Source organism: Phreatobacter cathodiphilus, assembly GCF_003008515.1.
Lineage (GTDB): Bacteria > Pseudomonadota > Alphaproteobacteria > Rhizobiales > Phreatobacteraceae > Phreatobacter > Phreatobacter cathodiphilus.
Window position 1 is genome coordinate 3,748,626 of sequence record NZ_CP027668.1, and the last position, 15,647, is coordinate 3,764,272.

Annotated in this window: 12 protein-coding genes; 4 read left to right on the plus strand and 8 right to left on the minus strand. The window is 68.5% G+C overall.

What is annotated here, in order from left to right:
* Positions 1–123: 123 nt before the first annotated feature.
* The 5 genes from C6569_RS17960 to otsB form a co-directional block, all read right to left on the minus strand.
* Positions 124–939 carry an IclR family transcriptional regulator gene (locus C6569_RS17960; RefSeq protein ID WP_245898144.1) on the minus strand — a complete coding sequence of 272 codons (816 nt, stop codon included), beginning with the start codon at positions 937–939 and terminating at the stop codon, positions 124–126.
* A gap of 119 nt (positions 940–1,058) precedes the next feature.
* Positions 1,059–2,513 carry an MFS transporter gene (locus C6569_RS17965; protein ID WP_245898145.1) on the minus strand — a complete coding sequence of 485 codons (1,455 nt, stop codon included), beginning with the start codon at positions 2,511–2,513 and terminating at the stop codon, positions 1,059–1,061.
* A 63-nt stretch (positions 2,514–2,576) separates the two neighbouring features.
* On the minus strand, positions 2,577–4,814 hold the full coding sequence (locus C6569_RS17970) for an alpha,alpha-trehalose-phosphate synthase (UDP-forming) (RefSeq protein ID WP_106750169.1): 2,238 nt from the start codon (positions 4,812–4,814) through the stop codon (positions 2,577–2,579).
* 120 nt (positions 4,815–4,934) lie between these two features.
* Positions 4,935–6,740 carry a glycoside hydrolase family 15 protein gene (locus C6569_RS17975; RefSeq protein WP_245898146.1) on the minus strand — a complete coding sequence of 602 codons (1,806 nt, stop codon included), beginning with the start codon at positions 6,738–6,740 and terminating at the stop codon, positions 4,935–4,937.
* Positions 6,741–6,757: 17 nt separating this feature from the next.
* Positions 6,758–7,537, minus strand: coding sequence for a trehalose-phosphatase (otsB, locus tag C6569_RS17980; RefSeq protein WP_181313804.1), 780 nt, complete (start codon positions 7,535–7,537; stop codon positions 6,758–6,760).
* 220 nt (positions 7,538–7,757) lie between these two features.
* Here otsB and C6569_RS17985 point away from each other — a divergent pair, with 220 nt between their 5' ends.
* Positions 7,758–8,849 carry an ROK family protein gene (locus C6569_RS17985; protein ID WP_106750171.1) on the plus strand — a complete coding sequence of 364 codons (1,092 nt, stop codon included), beginning with the start codon at positions 7,758–7,760 and terminating at the stop codon, positions 8,847–8,849.
* Between the two features lie 12 nt (positions 8,850–8,861).
* Here C6569_RS17985 and C6569_RS17990 read toward each other — a convergent pair whose 3' ends face one another.
* A complete protein-coding gene (locus tag C6569_RS17990) occupies positions 8,862–9,539 on the minus strand; it encodes a YggS family pyridoxal phosphate-dependent enzyme (protein WP_106750172.1) in 678 nt (225 codons plus the stop codon).
* Between the two features lie 150 nt (positions 9,540–9,689).
* On the opposite strand from C6569_RS17990, the gene leuS reads away from it, so the two are divergent.
* From leuS to holA, 3 genes are read left to right on the plus strand one after another with little or no spacing between them, the layout of a single operon-like run.
* Positions 9,690–12,308, plus strand: coding sequence for a leucine--tRNA ligase (leuS, locus tag C6569_RS17995; RefSeq protein WP_106750173.1), 2,619 nt, complete (start codon positions 9,690–9,692; stop codon positions 12,306–12,308).
* Positions 12,295–12,837 (plus strand): hypothetical protein, encoded by a 543-nt coding sequence (locus C6569_RS22010; RefSeq protein ID WP_181313805.1) that lies wholly within the window; start codon positions 12,295–12,297, stop codon positions 12,835–12,837. The genes leuS and C6569_RS22010 overlap by 14 nt, the downstream gene beginning before the upstream one ends.
* A gap of 4 nt (positions 12,838–12,841) precedes the next feature.
* The gene (holA, locus tag C6569_RS18000; protein WP_181313806.1) at positions 12,842–13,876 is read left to right on the plus strand and encodes a DNA polymerase III subunit delta; all 1,035 of its coding nucleotides are present in this window, start codon (positions 12,842–12,844) and stop codon (positions 13,874–13,876) included.
* 13 nt (positions 13,877–13,889) lie between these two features.
* Here holA and C6569_RS18005 read toward each other — a convergent pair whose 3' ends face one another.
* Positions 13,890–14,765 carry a ParB/RepB/Spo0J family partition protein gene (locus C6569_RS18005; protein ID WP_106750175.1) on the minus strand — a complete coding sequence of 292 codons (876 nt, stop codon included), beginning with the start codon at positions 14,763–14,765 and terminating at the stop codon, positions 13,890–13,892.
* Positions 14,766–14,839: 74 nt separating this feature from the next.
* On the minus strand, positions 14,840–15,646 hold the full coding sequence (locus tag C6569_RS18010) for a ParA family protein (RefSeq protein WP_106750176.1): 807 nt from the start codon (positions 15,644–15,646) through the stop codon (positions 14,840–14,842).
* Position 15,647 lies beyond the last annotated feature (1 nt).

Sequence of the window (15,647 nt, forward strand, 5' to 3'; positions counted from 1 at the left end):
CTCCTGGGAGGGATAGAGGGGTGGCCGCGAAGGCCACGAGGAAAGGGACGAGGCCGATCTGGGGTCTGTGCTGCAGCGCAGCAAGCCGGGCGGCGGAAGGCGAACGATCACATCGGGGTGTGGTCACCCGGACATGGCGCGGGCGGCCTCGATGGCGAGCGGCGCGAAACGCTTGCGGAACTCCTCCGCCGACCAGTCGGCCAGTGATCCCGCGATGTGGATGGCGCCGGCCGGCATGTTGCGCTCCTTCACCACCGCGGCAGCCACGACGATCTCGCCCATCAGCGCCTCTTCCTGCACATAGGCATAGCCGTCGCGCCGGGCCTCCTCGATGCGCTGGCGGATCAGCGCCGGGTCGACGAGGGTCTTCGGGGTGAGCGGGGCGAGCTTGGAGCGGCGGATGATGTCGTCGACGTGCCGGTCGTCGAGGCAGGCCAGCATGGCCCGCCCGCCGGCCGTGGCGAAGGTCGGCATGCGCCGCCCGGAGAGGGTGGCGTAGAAGGTCTCGCGCTTGCTCTGCAGCCGGATCGCATAGAGGATCGTCACGTCATCGAAGAGGCTCAGATCCACCCGCTCGCCGCAGGTCTTGCGCAGTTCGGTGAGGATCGGCGTCGCCCGCTCGATCAGCGGGTTCGACCGGAGATAATCGAAGGAGCGGTCGAGGATGCGGCGGCCCGGCACCACGCCGGTGCCGGTGGGGGAGCGCTCGAGATAGCCGAGAACGAGCAGCGTCTGCACGACGCGCTGCGCCGCGCTCTTCGATATCTTGGCGCCCTTCGCCACTTCCGCCAGCGACAGCGGCCGCGGGCTGCGGGCGAAGGCCTCGAGCACGTAGAAGGACCGGGCGGCCGACTTCAGGAAGAGGCGCTCGTCCACCTCGATGATCGGTTCCCGCTCCGGCGCCTGGTAGCGGCGCTCGAATCCCTGCTGCGTCGACACGGCGATGATCCTCTCGACAGGCGCGCTGAACGCCTTTCGGAACGGTTGTATCGATCATCAATACTCCTGCAAAGACCAGTGGCCTCCGCGGGCAGCCGCCATGCGCCGGATGCGTTCCGTCAGTCGATATGGGAGAGCGGGCGGCTGATATCCTCGAGGGAGCGCCGCTCCGCGGCCACGCCCCAGCGCAGCATGACGCCGGCGGCGATCACCATGAGCACGGCGCCGAAGACATAGCCGCCGAACAGCGACCAGCGCGAGCCCGTCTCGATCAGCGTTCCGAAGAGCCAGGGGCCGACGATGCCGCCGATGCCCGTGCCGATGGCATAGAAGATGGCGATGGCGAGGGCCCTGAGCTCCAGCGGGAAGGTCTCGCTGACCGTCAGATAGGCGGCGCTGGCGGCGGAGGAGGCGAAGAAGAAGATCACCATCCAGGCGATGGTCTGGGTCTGCGCCGTCAGCATCCCCTGCGCGAACATCCAGCCCGTCGCGGCCAGCAGCAGGCCGGACATGGTGTAGGTGAGCGCGATCATCGGACGGCGTCCCCAGGTGTCGAAGAAGCGGCCGAGCACGATGGGACCGAGCACGTTGCCGAGCGCGAAGGGCAGGATGTACCAGCCGACCTGGTTGGCGGCGATGCCGTAGAAGTCGGTGAGCACCAGGGCGTAGGTGAAGAAGATGGCATTGTAGAAGAAGGCCTGTGCCGCCATCAGCACGAAGCCGACGGCCGAACGGCCGCGGTGGCGGTGCAGCAGCGTGTGGAACACGTCCGAGAAGGGCGTTGAGGCCCGCGCCCTGAGGCGCACCTTCGGCAGCGGCACGTCGGGAATGACGTGGCCCTCGGCCCGCATCCGCGCCTCGATGCCGGCGACGATGGCCTCCGCCTCGGCGATGCGGCCGTGGGTCATCAGCCAGCGCGGGCTCTCGGGCAGCCACAGCCGCATGAGGAAGATGACGAGGGCGAGCAGCGCGCCGATGAGGAAGGCGGCGCGCCAGCCGTAATCCGGCGCGAGATGGGCGGGGTCGAGCAGCACGATGGCCCCGACGGCGCCGAGCGCGGCGCCGATCCAGAAGGAGCCGTTGATGACGAGGTCAGTCCAGCCGCGCACCCGCGCCGGCACCAGCTCCTGGATGGTGGAGTTGATGGCGGCATATTCGCCGCCGATCCCCGCTCCCGTGACGAAGCGGAAGAGCATGAAGCTCCAGAGGTTCCAGGAGAAGGCAGTGGCGGCAGTGGCCACCAGATAGACGGTGAGGGTGATGAAGAATAGCTTCTTGCGGCCGAGCCGGTCGGTCAGCCAGCCGAAGAACAGCGCTCCGAGCACAGCCCCGGCGAGATAGGCACTGCCGGCGAGGCCGACGTCGAGATTGGAGAATTGCAGCACCGGGCTCGCCTTCAGCGCGCCGGCGACGGTGCCCGCGAGCGTCACCTCCAGCCCGTCGAGAATCCAGGTGATGCCGAGCGCGGCGACGACGAGCGTGTGGAACCGCCCCCAGGGCAGCCGGTCCAGCCGCGCGGGAATGTCGGTTTCGATCACCGGATCGTCGCCCGCCTTGGTCGTCTTCGTCGTCACGCCAGCCTCCTGCAGCCCTTCACGGAACGCGGGCGCAGCCTCCCGGTTTCGCCGGGTGCCCGCTCAATCGCCGTTGGCGAATTCCTGCACCCGTTGGCGCTTGCGCAGGCGCGAGGCGTCGAGAAGGATCTGACCGGCCCAGCGATAGACGTTGCGCTCGCGGACATGGCTGCGCATGAGCCTCATGCGCTCGCGCTGCTCGGCCTCCGGCATGAGCAGGGCACGGCCGATGGCCTCCGCCATGCCCTGGACGTCGAAGGGATTGATGATCAGCGCCTCGGAGAGTTCGCTCGAGGCACCGGCGAAGCGCGAGAGGACGAGGGCGCCCTGTTCGTCGTCGCGGGCAGCGACGAATTCCTTGGCGACGAGATTCATGCCGTCGTGCAGGCTCGACACCACGCAGATGTCGGCGGCGCGGAAGAGTTCGTAGACGTCCTCCGGCTCGTGGTGGCGGATGACGAGGTGGATCGGCTGGTAGCCCTCGCCGCCGTGACGGGCGTTGACCTCCGCCGTGATCCGCACGGCGTCCTCCTGCAGGGCGGTGTAGCTGGCGAGCTTCGACCGCGTCGGCGCGACGATCTGGATGAAGGTGAACCGTCCCTTCCATTCCGGCTGGCGGATGAGCAACTCGTCGATCGCCTGCAGCCGGTCGAGAATGCCCTTGGTGTAGTCGAAGCGCTCGATGCCGACGCCGATCTTCATGTCGGGGGCAAGGCCGTAGCGCTCGCGCACCGCCTGCCGGCATACGGCCACCGGCTGCTGGGAGAGCAGGGCCGCCGGCGGCCATTCGATGGAGATTGGATAGGGCCGGACCATCGTCTCCTCGCCGCCCAAGACCACCGAGCGGTGCTCGCGGTCGATGCGGCTCTCCATGAACCGGTCCACCGTCTCGAAGAAGTTGTTGCAGTGGGCCTGGGTGTGGAAGCCGAGCACGGTCGATCCGAGCAGACCGGCGATGATCTCCTCCTTCCACGGGCAGATGCCGAAGGCCTCCGCATTGGGCCAGGGGATGTGCCAGAAGGTGAGGATCGTCGCCTTTGGCAACTGCTCGCGGATCATCCGCGGCAGCAGCGCGAAGTGATAGTCCTGCACCATGACGACCGGGTCGGGCCGCGTCGCCTCGCGCACGACGGCGTCGGCGAAGCGCTGGTTCACTGCGACATAGTGGTTCCAGTCGGCCTCGCGGAATATCGGGCGGACATAGGCGAGATGGCAGAGCGGCCAGAGCCCCTCGTTGGCGAGGCCATAATAATAGCCCTCCTGCTCCTCTTCGCTGATCCATACCCGGCGCAGGCGATAGGCCGGCTTGCCCGGCGGCACCGCCACATGGTCGTCGGCATCAACGGTTTCGCGGTCGGCCGAGCCGGAGCCGTGGGCGACCCAGACGCCGCCACAGGCGCGCATGACCGGCTCCAGGGCCGAGACCAGGCCGCTGGCGGGCCGCTGCACCACCACCTTGTCCCCGTCGCGGTTGTGGATATAGGGCTCGCGATTGGAGACGACGAAGACCTCGGCGTCCGGCAGCTCCTTTTCCAGGAGATCCTGCAGCGTCGAGGGCGACCACTCCACCGGCGTGCCGTCTTCCTGCCGGATCTTCTCGCGGAAGTCGCGCAGGAGGCCGCGGATCTCCCGGCTCTCCTCCTGTACCCGCGGGTCCATCAGGCTGCGCGAGCGTGCCGGACGCCCGGTCTTGAGGTCCTGGATGCTGGACAGCACCGCCCGCATGTAACGTCGCTGCAGGAGGCCGACGATGAGCGCCGCGACGGCGCCGACGAGCAGCAACAGCGCCAGGCCGACGATCACGAGATACCAGCGCGCCTCGCCGATGCGGTCTGCGACGAAGCCGAGCTCGTGCAGGATGACGAGATGGGCGGACTGGCCGGCCGCCGCGATCGGGAAGACGCCGATCAGCACCCGCTCTCCGGCGATGCGGATGCGAATGAAGCGAGCGCCGGAATCGGACACGCCCGCCGCGCCCGGAATCCGGCAGTCCAGGTCGCGCGGCATGCGCGGCGTCGCCACCGTGATGCGCCCCTCAGCGTCACAAAGGCCGAGCGCCATGATCCGCTCGTCGGTGGTCAGGCGCTGGAAGAAGGGGATCAGCTCCTGGGTCTGCCCGGCGATCTCCCGCTCCACCCGGTCGCGGATGGAGTTGAAGACGAGTTCGGAGCGCAGTTCGACGTCACGGCGAGCCCATTGCTCGATCAGCGAGTTCGACAGCGGCACGAGTGCGGCGAAGAGGCCGATCAGGGCCATGACGGCCAGTGCCAGAACGACGGCCCCTCGGGTGAACTGCTTCATCGCGCCTGATCTGGGCTCGGGCCGCCGAAGCGCGACCGCCTTGCCCCCTCCATCTTGCTGCCGGGCCCGAGCGGGGCCTCCGGACGCCTGTGACATGCCGATCCCGCAAGGGGCCGGCGGCTAGTGAATCCAGTCGCGCGACAGCCGCATGGCCGTCACGATGATGCCGACCATCGAATAGGTCTGCGGGAAGTTGCCCCAGAGATCTCCGGTCTCGGGGTCGATGTCCTCCGACAGGAGGCCGACATGGTTGCGCCGCGCCAGCAGCGCCTCGAAGATCTCGCGCGCCTCCTCGACCCGGCCGATGGCGTAGAGCGCGTCGGCGAGCCAGAAGGTGCAGATGGTGAACGACGTCGAGGGCGTGCCGAAATCGTCGCGCTCGTCGTAGCGCAGCAGGTAGCCCTGGCGCGTCAGCCGCTTCTGCAGCGCCTCCACCGTGCGGACGAAGCGCGGGTCGCTGGCCTCGACCACGCCGAGTTCGTGGAGGAGAAGCGTGCTGGCGTCGGCGCCGCTGCCGTCGAAGCTGGCGGCGAAGAAGCCCTCGGCCTCGTTCCAGGAGCGCTCCAGGATAGCGGCCCGGATTCGCTCTGCATGGGCCTGCCAATAGTCCTGCCGCACCCTCAGCTCGAGACGCTCGGCGATCTTCGCCAGCCTGTCACAGGCGGCGAAGCACATGGCGGCGGAATGCGTGTGGATCGACTGCCGACCGCGATATTCCCAGATGCCGGCGTCGGGCTCGAAGGCCATGGCGGCCGCCGTCTCGCCCAGCGCCTCCAGCTCGTGGAACAGCGCGGCGTCGCCGAGCTTCGGCAGGCGGTGGTCGTAGAACATCTGCGATGCCGCCAGGATCATGCTCCCCGTCACGTCGTGCTGGACCTGTTCGGCCGCGGCATTGCCGATGCGCACAGGACCGTCGCCGTCGAAGCCGGTCAGGGATTCCGAAATCCACTCGTGCAGGGAATGCTCCGGCACGATGGCGTAGACGGGCTTGAGGTATGGCCCCTTCTCGGTAGCGATGACCGAGCGCATGTAATCGAGGAAGCGCTCCATGGTCAGGGTCGCGCCGAGCTTGTTGAGCGCATGCACGGTGAAATAGGCGTCGCGCAGCCAGCAGAACCGGTAGTCCCAGTTGCGACCCGTGCCCGGCGCCTCGGGGATGGAGGTGGTGAGGGCCGCGACGATGGCCCCCGTCTCCTCGCAGGAACACAGTTTCAGCGTCACCGCCGCGCGGATGACAGCGTCCTGCCACTCGTAGGGAATGGAGAGGTAGCGCACCCAATCCAGCCAGTATTGCCGGGTCGAGCGCAGGAAGGCGAACCAGACGTTCTCGATGGAGTTCGGGAAGGTCTCGTCGGCGTGGATGATCAGGGTCATCGGCCGGGTGACGACGAATTGCGCCTCCGACGACAGGTAGGCCACGGGGATGTCCGAGGTGAGCCGCACGGCGCCGGCCTCGGAGACGTAGCGGATATGGTTCGATCCGGGGATCGGCCGACCGTCGTGTCGGCCATAGGCCATGGTCGGCCGCATCTTCACCCGGACCCGCGGCGTCCCGGCGATCGGCTCGATGCGCCTGAGGATCATCGGCGGGCGGAAGATGCGGTCATACTGCTTGAAGCGCGGCGCGAAGTCCGTGACCTTGATGGCCGAGCCGTCGGCCGCGGTCATGATGGTGATGAGGATCGCGGTATTGCGCTCGTAGGACTGGGTGGACGCGGTCATACCCTCCAGCTCTACCGAAAGGAATCCGCGCTGCGGATCAGGTCCGCCGACGAGGGCCGAGAACAGCGGATCGCCGTCGATCCGCGGCCAGCACGTCCACAGAATCTGCGCCTTTTGGTCGATCAGCGCGGCGATGGTGCTGTTGCCGATGATCGCCATGGGCGGCGGCGCCGGGCGCTGGAGGTGGGTCGAGGCGTCTGTCATGGGGCTTGCCTTGATTGTCATCGGCTGTGAGCGGCAAGCGCCGCGATGAAGTCGCGCACCTCGCCGGCATGCCGGAAGGGCTCGTCGCCGGAGCGGAAATGCTCGCCCGCGACCTTGAGGCCGAACCCGCCCGCCTCCTGGGCGACGGCGAAGGCGTCCTCGTCGGCCTTGTCGTCACCCATCATCACCGGGACGCGCCCGGCATAGGGCGTCCGGCGCATGAACTCGGCGAGGGCCGTGCCCTTGGAGGTGCCGTTGGGGATGATCTCGATGACGGCGCGGCCGTCCTTGAGGTGGTGGTCGAGCTTGAGTCGGTCGATGATCTCCTCGAGCGCCGCACGGAGGCGCCCGCCAGCGGCCGGTACCTGGCGGAAATGGACGGTCAGGATCGCGCCCTTGTTCTCGAGGCGGAAGCCGGGCTCGGCGGCGACGATCTTCACCACCTCGGCGATGAGGTCGTGCGGGGCCTCGCGCGTCGCCGGCGACCCGCCGGCGGTCAGAGGGAAATTGAACTCGATGCCATGGAGACCCGAGGCCTCCAGCCCGGCCGCGCCGATATATTCTTCCACCTGTCGCAGAGGCCGGCCAGTGATGATGCCGAGCGCCCCGCCCAGCATCTGCCGCACGCGGCCGAGATTGGCGGCGAGGTCGACGGGAACCATCACCTCTTCCGGCCGTTCGGCGATTTCGACGAGCGTGCCGTCGAAATCCGAGAACAGGGCGTAGCGGTCGGGCCGGGCGGCGATCTGCGCCGTGAGTTCGGCCAGGACCGGATGCGGGCCGGATCTCACCAGCATGCGGCGGACCCGGCAACGCCCTGCAGCCTCGCGGCCGCGTTCAATCCAGACCTGGACAGCGAAAACCACACGGAGATACCGGCCTCTAGCTTCGACCCAATATCCCGACAACGCCGTATCGGCCGCTCTGTTCCCTCGCCTGCCGCCGCCCCGATGATCCGCCGTCGGAACGCGGTGATCCACCGTGCGTTGATGGCTCCGGTACGAACAGGGGGCTGACATGGCCAAGGCGGCGGCGACGAAACAGAATGGCAAGACGAACGGCAACCGCGAGCCGATCGCCGGCCACGGCGCCGAACAGCTGCCGTCGGTGTCGGTCTCCAGTTACAATCTCGAGCTGCGCGACAAGGAAGGCTTTATCGGCGACCGCGCCAGCAAGCGCGCTTTCGCCGCCAAGCTCGACGAATGGCGCGACAAGCTCGGCAAGCTCGACGCCGACCCCTTCGGCGACGTCGAGACGGCCGAACTGAGCAAGAAGCAGCTCGACAAGGCCATGCAGGGCGAGGACAAGGAGGCGGCAGCCGTGGTCCACGGCGCCATCGAGGATTTCGCCCAGGAGCTTTCCGGCGTCATCCGCCGCTTCCGCCGCACCAAGGCCTGGGCGAACGTCGCCCGCATCGCGGTGGGCGGCGGCTTCCGCAACAGCCGCATCGGCGAGTTCGCCATCGCCCGCACCGCGGTTCTCCTCAAGGCTGACGGTGTCGACGTCGATCTCAAGCCCATCCGCCACCACCCCGACGAGGCGGGGCTTATCGGCGCCGCCCACCTCATGCCCGCCTGGACGCTGTCGGGGCACGATGCGATCCTCGCCGTCGACATCGGCGGCACCAATATCCGCGCCGGGGTCGTGGCGCTCCACATGAAGAAGGCCAAGGATCTCTCGAAGGCCGAGGTCTGGAAGTCTGACCTCTGGCGCCATGCCGACGACGAGCCTTCGCGGACCGCCACGGTCGACAAGCTCGCCGCGATGCTGGAGGATCTGGTCGGCAGGGCCGGGAAGGAAGGCCTGAAGCTCGCCCCCGTGATCGGGATCGGCTGCCCCGGCATCATCGACGCGGATGGCTCCATCGACCGCGGCGGCCAGAACCTGCCGGGCGGCAACTGGGAGAGCGAGCATTTCAACCTGCCGACGGCCCTCGCCAAGGCGATCCCCGAGATCGGCGGCCACGAGACCTTCGTCGTCATGCACAACGACGCCGTGGTTCAGGGCCTCAGCGAGGTGCCGGACATGCAGGACGTCGCGGAATGGGGCGTCGTCACCATCGGGACCGGCCTCGGCAACGCCACCTACGTCAACCGCGGCAAGGACTGATCGCCGGCGGCCTCAGCCCCGCGCGCCGAAAATGGCGCTGCCGACCCGCACGTGGGTCGCGCCCATGGCGATGGCCGTCGGATAGTCCGCGCTCATGCCCATGGAGACGGTCTTGAGGCCGTTCCGCCGGGCGATGGTGGTCAGCAGGGCGAAATGCGGCGCCGGCGGCTCGTCGGCGGGGGGAATGCACATGACGCCCTCGACATCGAGGCCGTAGGTCTCACGGCAAGCGCGGATGAAGGCGTCGGCCTCTTCAGGCAGAACACCACCCTTCTGCGGCTCGGCCCCGGTATTCACCTGGACGAGGAAGCGGGGGACCCGCGCCCCGGCGTCCTTGGCCCTGGCGACCTCCTTGGCCAGCTCCTTCGCTAGCGATGGACGGTCCAGTGTCTCGATGACGTCGAAGAGGGCGACCGCCTCCTTGGCCTTGTTCGACTGCAGTGGTCCGATCATGTGGACCTCGGCGTCGGGATAACGCTCCCGCAGCTCCGGCCACTTACCCTTGGCATCCTGCACGTAGTTCTCGCCGAAGACGCGCTGTCCCGCCGCGAGCACCGGCTCGATCGCCTCGATGGGGAACGTCTTCGACACCGCGACCAACGTCACCGACCCCTCGGCACGTTTCGCTTCCGCCGTCGCGGCGGCGATGGCGGACTTCACCTCGGCGAGGCGGGATACGGCGTCGGACATGGCGGTCTCCTCGGACGGCGTCCCCGCTAGCACGCGGCGTCGGGGAGGGCCAGCACACCCCCCATATGCGCCAAATCCTTGACCCGCCGGGCCCTTTCGTGTGTTGTCCGCGCTCGCTTTTGCCCTGATTTTCCGGACCTGCCGCCCATCATGTCGACCGAACGCTACAATGCCCGCACCGCCGAGCCGAAATGGCGCGCGGCCTGGGACGAGAAGGCCATCTTCGAGACGAAGAACGACGATCCGCGGCCGAAATACTACGTCCTCGAGATGTTCCCCTACCCCTCGGGGCGCATCCACATGGGCCATGTCCGCAACTACACGATGGGCGACGTGGTGGCCCGCTACAAGCGCGCCCGCGGCTTCAACGTGCTCCATCCCATGGGCTGGGACGCTTTCGGCCTGCCGGCCGAGAACGCCGCCATGGCCTCCAAGGTCCACCCGAAGGAATGGACCTACGCCAACATCGCCACCATGAAGGCGCAGCTGAAGAGCATGGGTCTGTCGCTGGACTGGTCCCGCGAGCTCGCCACCTGCGATCCCTCCTATTACCGCCACCAGCAGAAGCTCTTCGCCGATTTCATGCGGGCGGGCCTCGTCGAGCGCCGCTCGGCCAAGGTCAACTGGGACCCGGTCGACCAGACCGTGCTGGCCAACGAACAGGTCATCGACGGGCGCGGCTGGCGCTCCGGGGCGCTGGTCGAGCAGCGCGACCTCACCCAGTGGTTCCTGAAGATCACCGACTATTCCGACGACCTGCTGACCGCCCTCGACGGCCTCGACCGCTGGCCGGACAAGGTCCGTCTGATGCAGAAGAACTGGATCGGCCGCTCCGAGGGCCTGATGGTCCGCTGGGCGCTGAAGGCGGGCACCGCGCCGGCCGGCCATTCGGAGCTCGAGATCTACACGACGCGGCCGGACACCCTGTTCGGCGCCGCCTTCATGGCGATCGCCCCCGACCACCCGTTGGCCAAGGCCGCCGCCGAGACCAATCCGGAGCTCGCCGCCTTCTCCGAGGAATGCCGCCGCATGGGCACCTCGGTCGCGACCCTGGAGACGGCGGAGAAGCTCGGCTTCGACACCGGCATCAGGGCCGTCCATCCCTTCGATCCCTCGTGGGAAGTGCCGGTTTACGTCGCCAACTTCATCCTGATGGACTACGGCACCGGCGCCATCTTCGGCTGCCCGTCCGGGGACCAGCGCGACATCGAATTCGCCACCAAGTATGGCCTGCCCTTCAAGACCGTCGTGAAGCCGGCCGACGCCGGCGACGACTTCGCCGTCACCGACACCGCCTATGACGGCGACGGCGTGATGATCAACTCGCGGTTCCTCGATGGCCTGACCACCGAGGCCGCCTTCGCCGAGGTCGCCTCGCGGCTGGAGAAGACGACGCTCGGCAATGCCCCCGTCGCCGCCCGCAAGGTCAATTTCCGCCTGCGCGACTGGCTCATCTCCCGCCAGCGCTACTGGGGCTGCCCGATCCCGGTCGTCCATTGCGACGATTGCGGCGCGGTGCCGGTGCCGGACGCGCAGCTGCCCGTCCTTCTCCCGGACGACGCCGACTTCTCCAAGCCCGGCAACCCGCTCGACCGCCATCCGACCTGGAAGCACGTCGCCTGCCCGTCCTGCGGCAAGCCGGCCCGTCGCGAGACGGACACGATGGACACCTTCGTCGATTCGTCCTGGTACTTCGCGAGATTCACCGATCCCTGGCGCACCGACACGCCGACCGACCCGGCCGTGGTCGACGCCTGGCTGCCGGTGGACCAGTATATCGGCGGCATCGAGCACGCGATCCTGCACCTGCTCTATTCGCGCTTCTTCACCCGCGCCATGAAGGGGACGGGCCATGCCGGCCTCGACGAGCCGTTCCGCGGCCTGTTCACGCAAGGGATGGTGGTCCACGAGACCTATCGCGGCCCCGACGGCGCCTATGTGACGCCGGCCGAGGTGACCATCTCCGGCGAGGGCGACCAGCGCCGCGCCGTGCTGAAGGGCTCGAACCAGCCCGTCGAGATCGGCTCCATCGAGAAGATGTCGAAGTCGAAGAAGAACGTCGTCGACCCCGACGACATCATCGACACCTACGGTGCCGACACCGCCCGCTGGTTCATGCTCTCGGACTCGCCGCCCGAGCGCGACGTCATCTGGACCGAGGCCGGCGTCGAGGGCGCCAGCCGCTTCGTTCAGCGGCTCTGGCGCATCGTCGGGGAGATCGCCGCGGCCTCGCGAGGCGCGTCCGCCGCCACTCTCGGCGAGGAGGCGACCGCAGTGCGCCGCGCTGCCCATCAGGCCCTCGCCGCGGTGGAGGCCGATGTCGAGCGTCTCGCCTTCAACCGCTGCGTCGCGCACATCTACACCCTGGCCAATGCGCTGGCGAAGACGCTCGACGCGGTGCGCGGCGGCACGCCCGCGCCCGACATGGCGGCGGCCCTGGCGGAGGCCGGCAGCATTCTCGTGCGCCTGGTCGCACCGATGATGCCGCACCTCGCGGAGGAATGCTGGCAGGCCCTAGGCCATTCCGGACTGGTCGCCGAAGAGCCCTGGCCGGTCGTGGATACCGCCATCCTCGTCGAGGACACGATCACTTTGCCGGTGCAGGTCAACGGCAAGAAGCGGGCGGACTTGACGATCCCGCGCGAGGCGGCTCAAAAGGATATCGAGACCGCCGCGATCGCCCTCGACGCCGTCCAGAAGGCGCTCGAAGGCCGCCCCGTCAAGAAGATCATCGTCGTGCCGCAGAGGATCGTGAATGTCGTGGGCTGACACCTCCTTCGCACGGATCGGCCGCTTGCTGGCGGTCTGCGCCTGTTCGGCAGCCCTCGCCGGCTGTTTCACGCCGCTCTACGGCGATCCGACCGCGATCTCCGGCGGGCGCAACGCCCAGGCGGCGCTGCGCGACCTCGAAATTCCGGAGATTCAGGGCCGCAACGGCGTCATCCTGCGCAACGAGCTGATCTATCTGACCCAGGGCGGTGGCGGCCGGGCCGCCGCGCCGACCCATGTCCTGCGGGTCAGCCTCGTGGTCGACACCGTGCCGCTGGCGCTCAACACGGCGGCGGGCCGGCCCTCCGCCCAGGCCATCACGGTTGTCGGCTATTACGCCATCGCCCCGGTCGGAGCTCCCGAGGTTCTTCACCGCGGCACGGCCTTCGCCTCCGCCTCCTTCGACCGAACGGCGCAGCGGCTGGCCTCGGACCGGGCCGTCATCGAAGCGCAGGAGCGGGCCACCAAGGCGCTCGCCGAGAACATCGTCACCCAGGTGGCCGGCTGGTACGCGACCCGGCCGCGGTGAAGGCGTGACCATCCTCAAGGGCGCCGAGATCGACCGTTTCGTCGCCTCCCCCGACCCTGCACGCCCCGTCATCCTCGTCTACGGCCCCGACGGGGGCCTCGTCTCCGAACGAGCCCGGGCGATCGCGGCGAAAATCGCACCCGATCTCGACGATCCCTTTTCCGTCACCCGTATCGACGGCGACGCGCTCGCCTCCGATCCGGCGCGGCTCGCCGACGAGGCCGGCACCATCCCCATGTTCGGCGGCCGCCGCCTCATCTGGGTGAAGGCCGGCGAGAAGCCCATCGCCGCCGCCGTCGCCCCGCTTCTGACCTCGCCCCCGGAGGGCGCCGCCATCCTCATCGAGGCCGGAGATTTGAAGAAGACCGCGCCGCTGCGCACCGACGCCGAGCGTTCCGGCGCCGCCGCGGTCGTTCCCTGCTATTCGGACGGCGAGGCGGACCTGAAGCGGCTCGTCGCCGAGGAAGCCCGCCAGGCGGGGCTCCAGGTCGACCCGCAGGCCGCCACCCTGCTCGTCCAGATGCTCGGCGGCGACCGCGCGGCGTCTCGCGCCGAAATCCGCAAGATCTGCCTCTATTGCCACGGTCAGGGCACGATCACCCCCGCCGACGTGGAAGCGGTGGCGGGCGAAAGCCTGACCCTCGGCGTCGACGCCATCGTCGATGCCGCGCTCGGCGGCCAGCCCGACGAACTCGACCGGCTGCTGCTGCGGGCGGAGGGCGCCGGCATCGCCATCCCTCAGATCATCTCGGCGACGACCCGGCACGCCATGAGCCTGCACAAGGCCCGCCTGGCCGTCGAGAACGGCACGCCGGCCCGCAGCGCGGCGGAGCGTTTCGAGCCGCCGGTCTTCTTTCGCCGGAAGGTGGCCGTGGAACGGCAGATCGGCCTGTGGACCGCGGACCGCCTGCAGAGGATCATCGTGAGGCTGGCCGAGGCCGGATTCGAGACGCGCGCCCGCGCTTCCGTCGCGCCGACGCTGGCCGGGCGCCTGCTCATGTCCATCGCGACGACCGCGCGCCAGGGCGCGCGCGGCTGATCGGCGAGGTCCGTCAGCCCCTGAGGCGCTGGCAGATGTCCTCGAGCTGCTCGAGGGAGCGATAGCGGATGCGCAATTCGCCCCCGGAGCCGCGATGGTCGATGCTCACCGCCATGCCGAGCGCGTCCGACAGGGTCTTCTCCAGCGCCCGGGTATCGGCGTCCTTCTCGGTTCGCTCGCGCTGCTTGGGGGCACGACCGGCCTTTTCCGACTGCTCCTGCGTCAAGGCCTCGACCTGACGCACGTTGAGGCCCTGGTCGACGATCTGCGAGGCGAGCTTCGCCGGATCCTCGACCGCGAGCAGCGCGCGGGCATGGCCGGCGGTGAGCTGGCCCTCGCGCAGCATGCCCTGGACCGGATCGGGAAGCTTCATCAGGCGCAGCGTGTTGGCAACGTGGCTGCGGCTCTTGCCGATGATCTTGGCGAGATCGGTCTGGCTGTAGCCGAACTGCTCGATCAGCTCGTTGTAGCCCATGGCCTCTTCGAGCGGGTTGAGGTCGGCGCGCTGCACGTTCTCGATGATGGCGAGTTCCAGCGCCTCGCGATCGCCCACCTCGACGAGGTGGATGGGCACCTCGTGCAGCTCGGCCCGCTGCGCGGCCCGCCAGCGGCGCTCGCCGGCGACGATCTCGTAGGCATCGACGACGCCCGCCACGGCGCGCACCACGATGGGCTGGATAATGCCGCGCTCCCTGATCGAATCGGCCAGCTCCTGCAGGTCTTCCTCGCGGAACATGCGCCGCGGGTTGCGCGGATTGGCGCGGATGAACTCGATCGGCACCTTGCGGGCGGCACGGACGCGATCGACCGCCGCCGTCTCCTCGCCGACATCGCCGATGAGCGCGGCGAGACCGCGACCGAGCCGCGACCGGTTGGCATCCTCAGCCATGTCTTGTCTCCTTCGGGACGCCAGCGCAACGACCTCGGCCGGCAAATCGGAACGCGGGCGAATCGAATCCATGATCAGGCCGCCCGCAGCACGCGTTCGCGCTGGATGATTTCGGAGGCGAGCCGGAGGTAGGCCTGGCTGCCCACGCATTTGAGGTCGTAGAGCAGGACCGGCTTGCCGTAGCTCGGAGCCTCCGACACGCGCACGTTCCGCGGGATAATGGTCTGGTAGACCTTGTCGCCCATGAACTGGCGCACGTCGTCCACCACCTGGGCCGAGAGATTGTTCCGTGCGTCATACATGGTGAGCACGATCCCGTGGATCGTCAGGCGCGGATTGAGCGTCGTCTTCACCTGCTCGACGGTCTTGATGAGCTGCGACAGGCCTTCCAGGGCGAAGAACTCGCACTGAAGCGGCACCAGGATGGCATCCGCCGCCGTCATGGCGTTGATGGTCAGAAGATTGAGCGAGGGGGGGCAGTCGATCAGCACATAGCTGTAGTCGCCCCCCAGGCTCTCCACCGCCCGACGCAGACGGTAGGCCCGGTCACGGGCGCTGGCGATCTCCAGCTCCACACCCGAGAGATCCATGGTGGAGGGCGAGATGGAGAGCCGGGGGACCGAGGTCTCCTGGATCGTTTCGGCGAGAGAATGATCCCCCACCAGCACGCTGTAGGTGGATTTGGCCCGTGCCCGCCGATCGATCCCGAGGCCCGTGGAGGCGTTGCCCTGTGGATCGAGGTCGAGGATCAGCACCCTCTCGCCGATGGCCGCCAGCGCCGTCCCCAGATTGATGGCGGTGGTGGTCTTGCCCACCCCGCCCTTCTGGTTGGCCAAGGCGAGCACCCGGGGGGCCGTATGGGAGGCGGGCAGGAGCGACATG

What these genes read in the sequence shown, in the direction of transcription:
- C6569_RS17970 (WP_106750169.1), bottom strand. Translation starts at nt 4,814, where the DNA reads ATGAAGCAGTTCACCCGAGGGGCCGTCGTTCTGGCACTGGCCGTCATG.
- C6569_RS17975 (WP_245898146.1), bottom strand. Translation starts at nt 6,740, where the DNA reads ATGACAGACGCCTCGACCCACCTCCAGCGCCCGGCGCCGCCGCCCATG.
- otsB (WP_181313804.1), bottom strand. Translation starts at nt 7,537, where the DNA reads ATGCTGGTGAGATCCGGCCCGCATCCGGTCCTGGCCGAACTCACGGCG.
- C6569_RS17985 (WP_106750171.1), top strand. Translation starts at nt 7,758, where the DNA reads ATGGCCAAGGCGGCGGCGACGAAACAGAATGGCAAGACGAACGGCAAC.
- C6569_RS17990 (WP_106750172.1), bottom strand. Translation starts at nt 9,539, where the DNA reads ATGTCCGACGCCGTATCCCGCCTCGCCGAGGTGAAGTCCGCCATCGCC.
- leuS (WP_106750173.1), top strand. Translation starts at nt 9,690, where the DNA reads ATGTCGACCGAACGCTACAATGCCCGCACCGCCGAGCCGAAATGGCGC.
- C6569_RS22010 (WP_181313805.1), top strand. Translation starts at nt 12,295, where the DNA reads ATGTCGTGGGCTGACACCTCCTTCGCACGGATCGGCCGCTTGCTGGCG.
- C6569_RS18005 (WP_106750175.1), bottom strand. Translation starts at nt 14,765, where the DNA reads ATGGCTGAGGATGCCAACCGGTCGCGGCTCGGTCGCGGTCTCGCCGCG.
- C6569_RS18010 (WP_106750176.1), bottom strand. Translation starts at nt 15,646, where the DNA reads ATGTCGCTCCTGCCCGCCTCCCATACGGCCCCCCGGGTGCTCGCCTTG.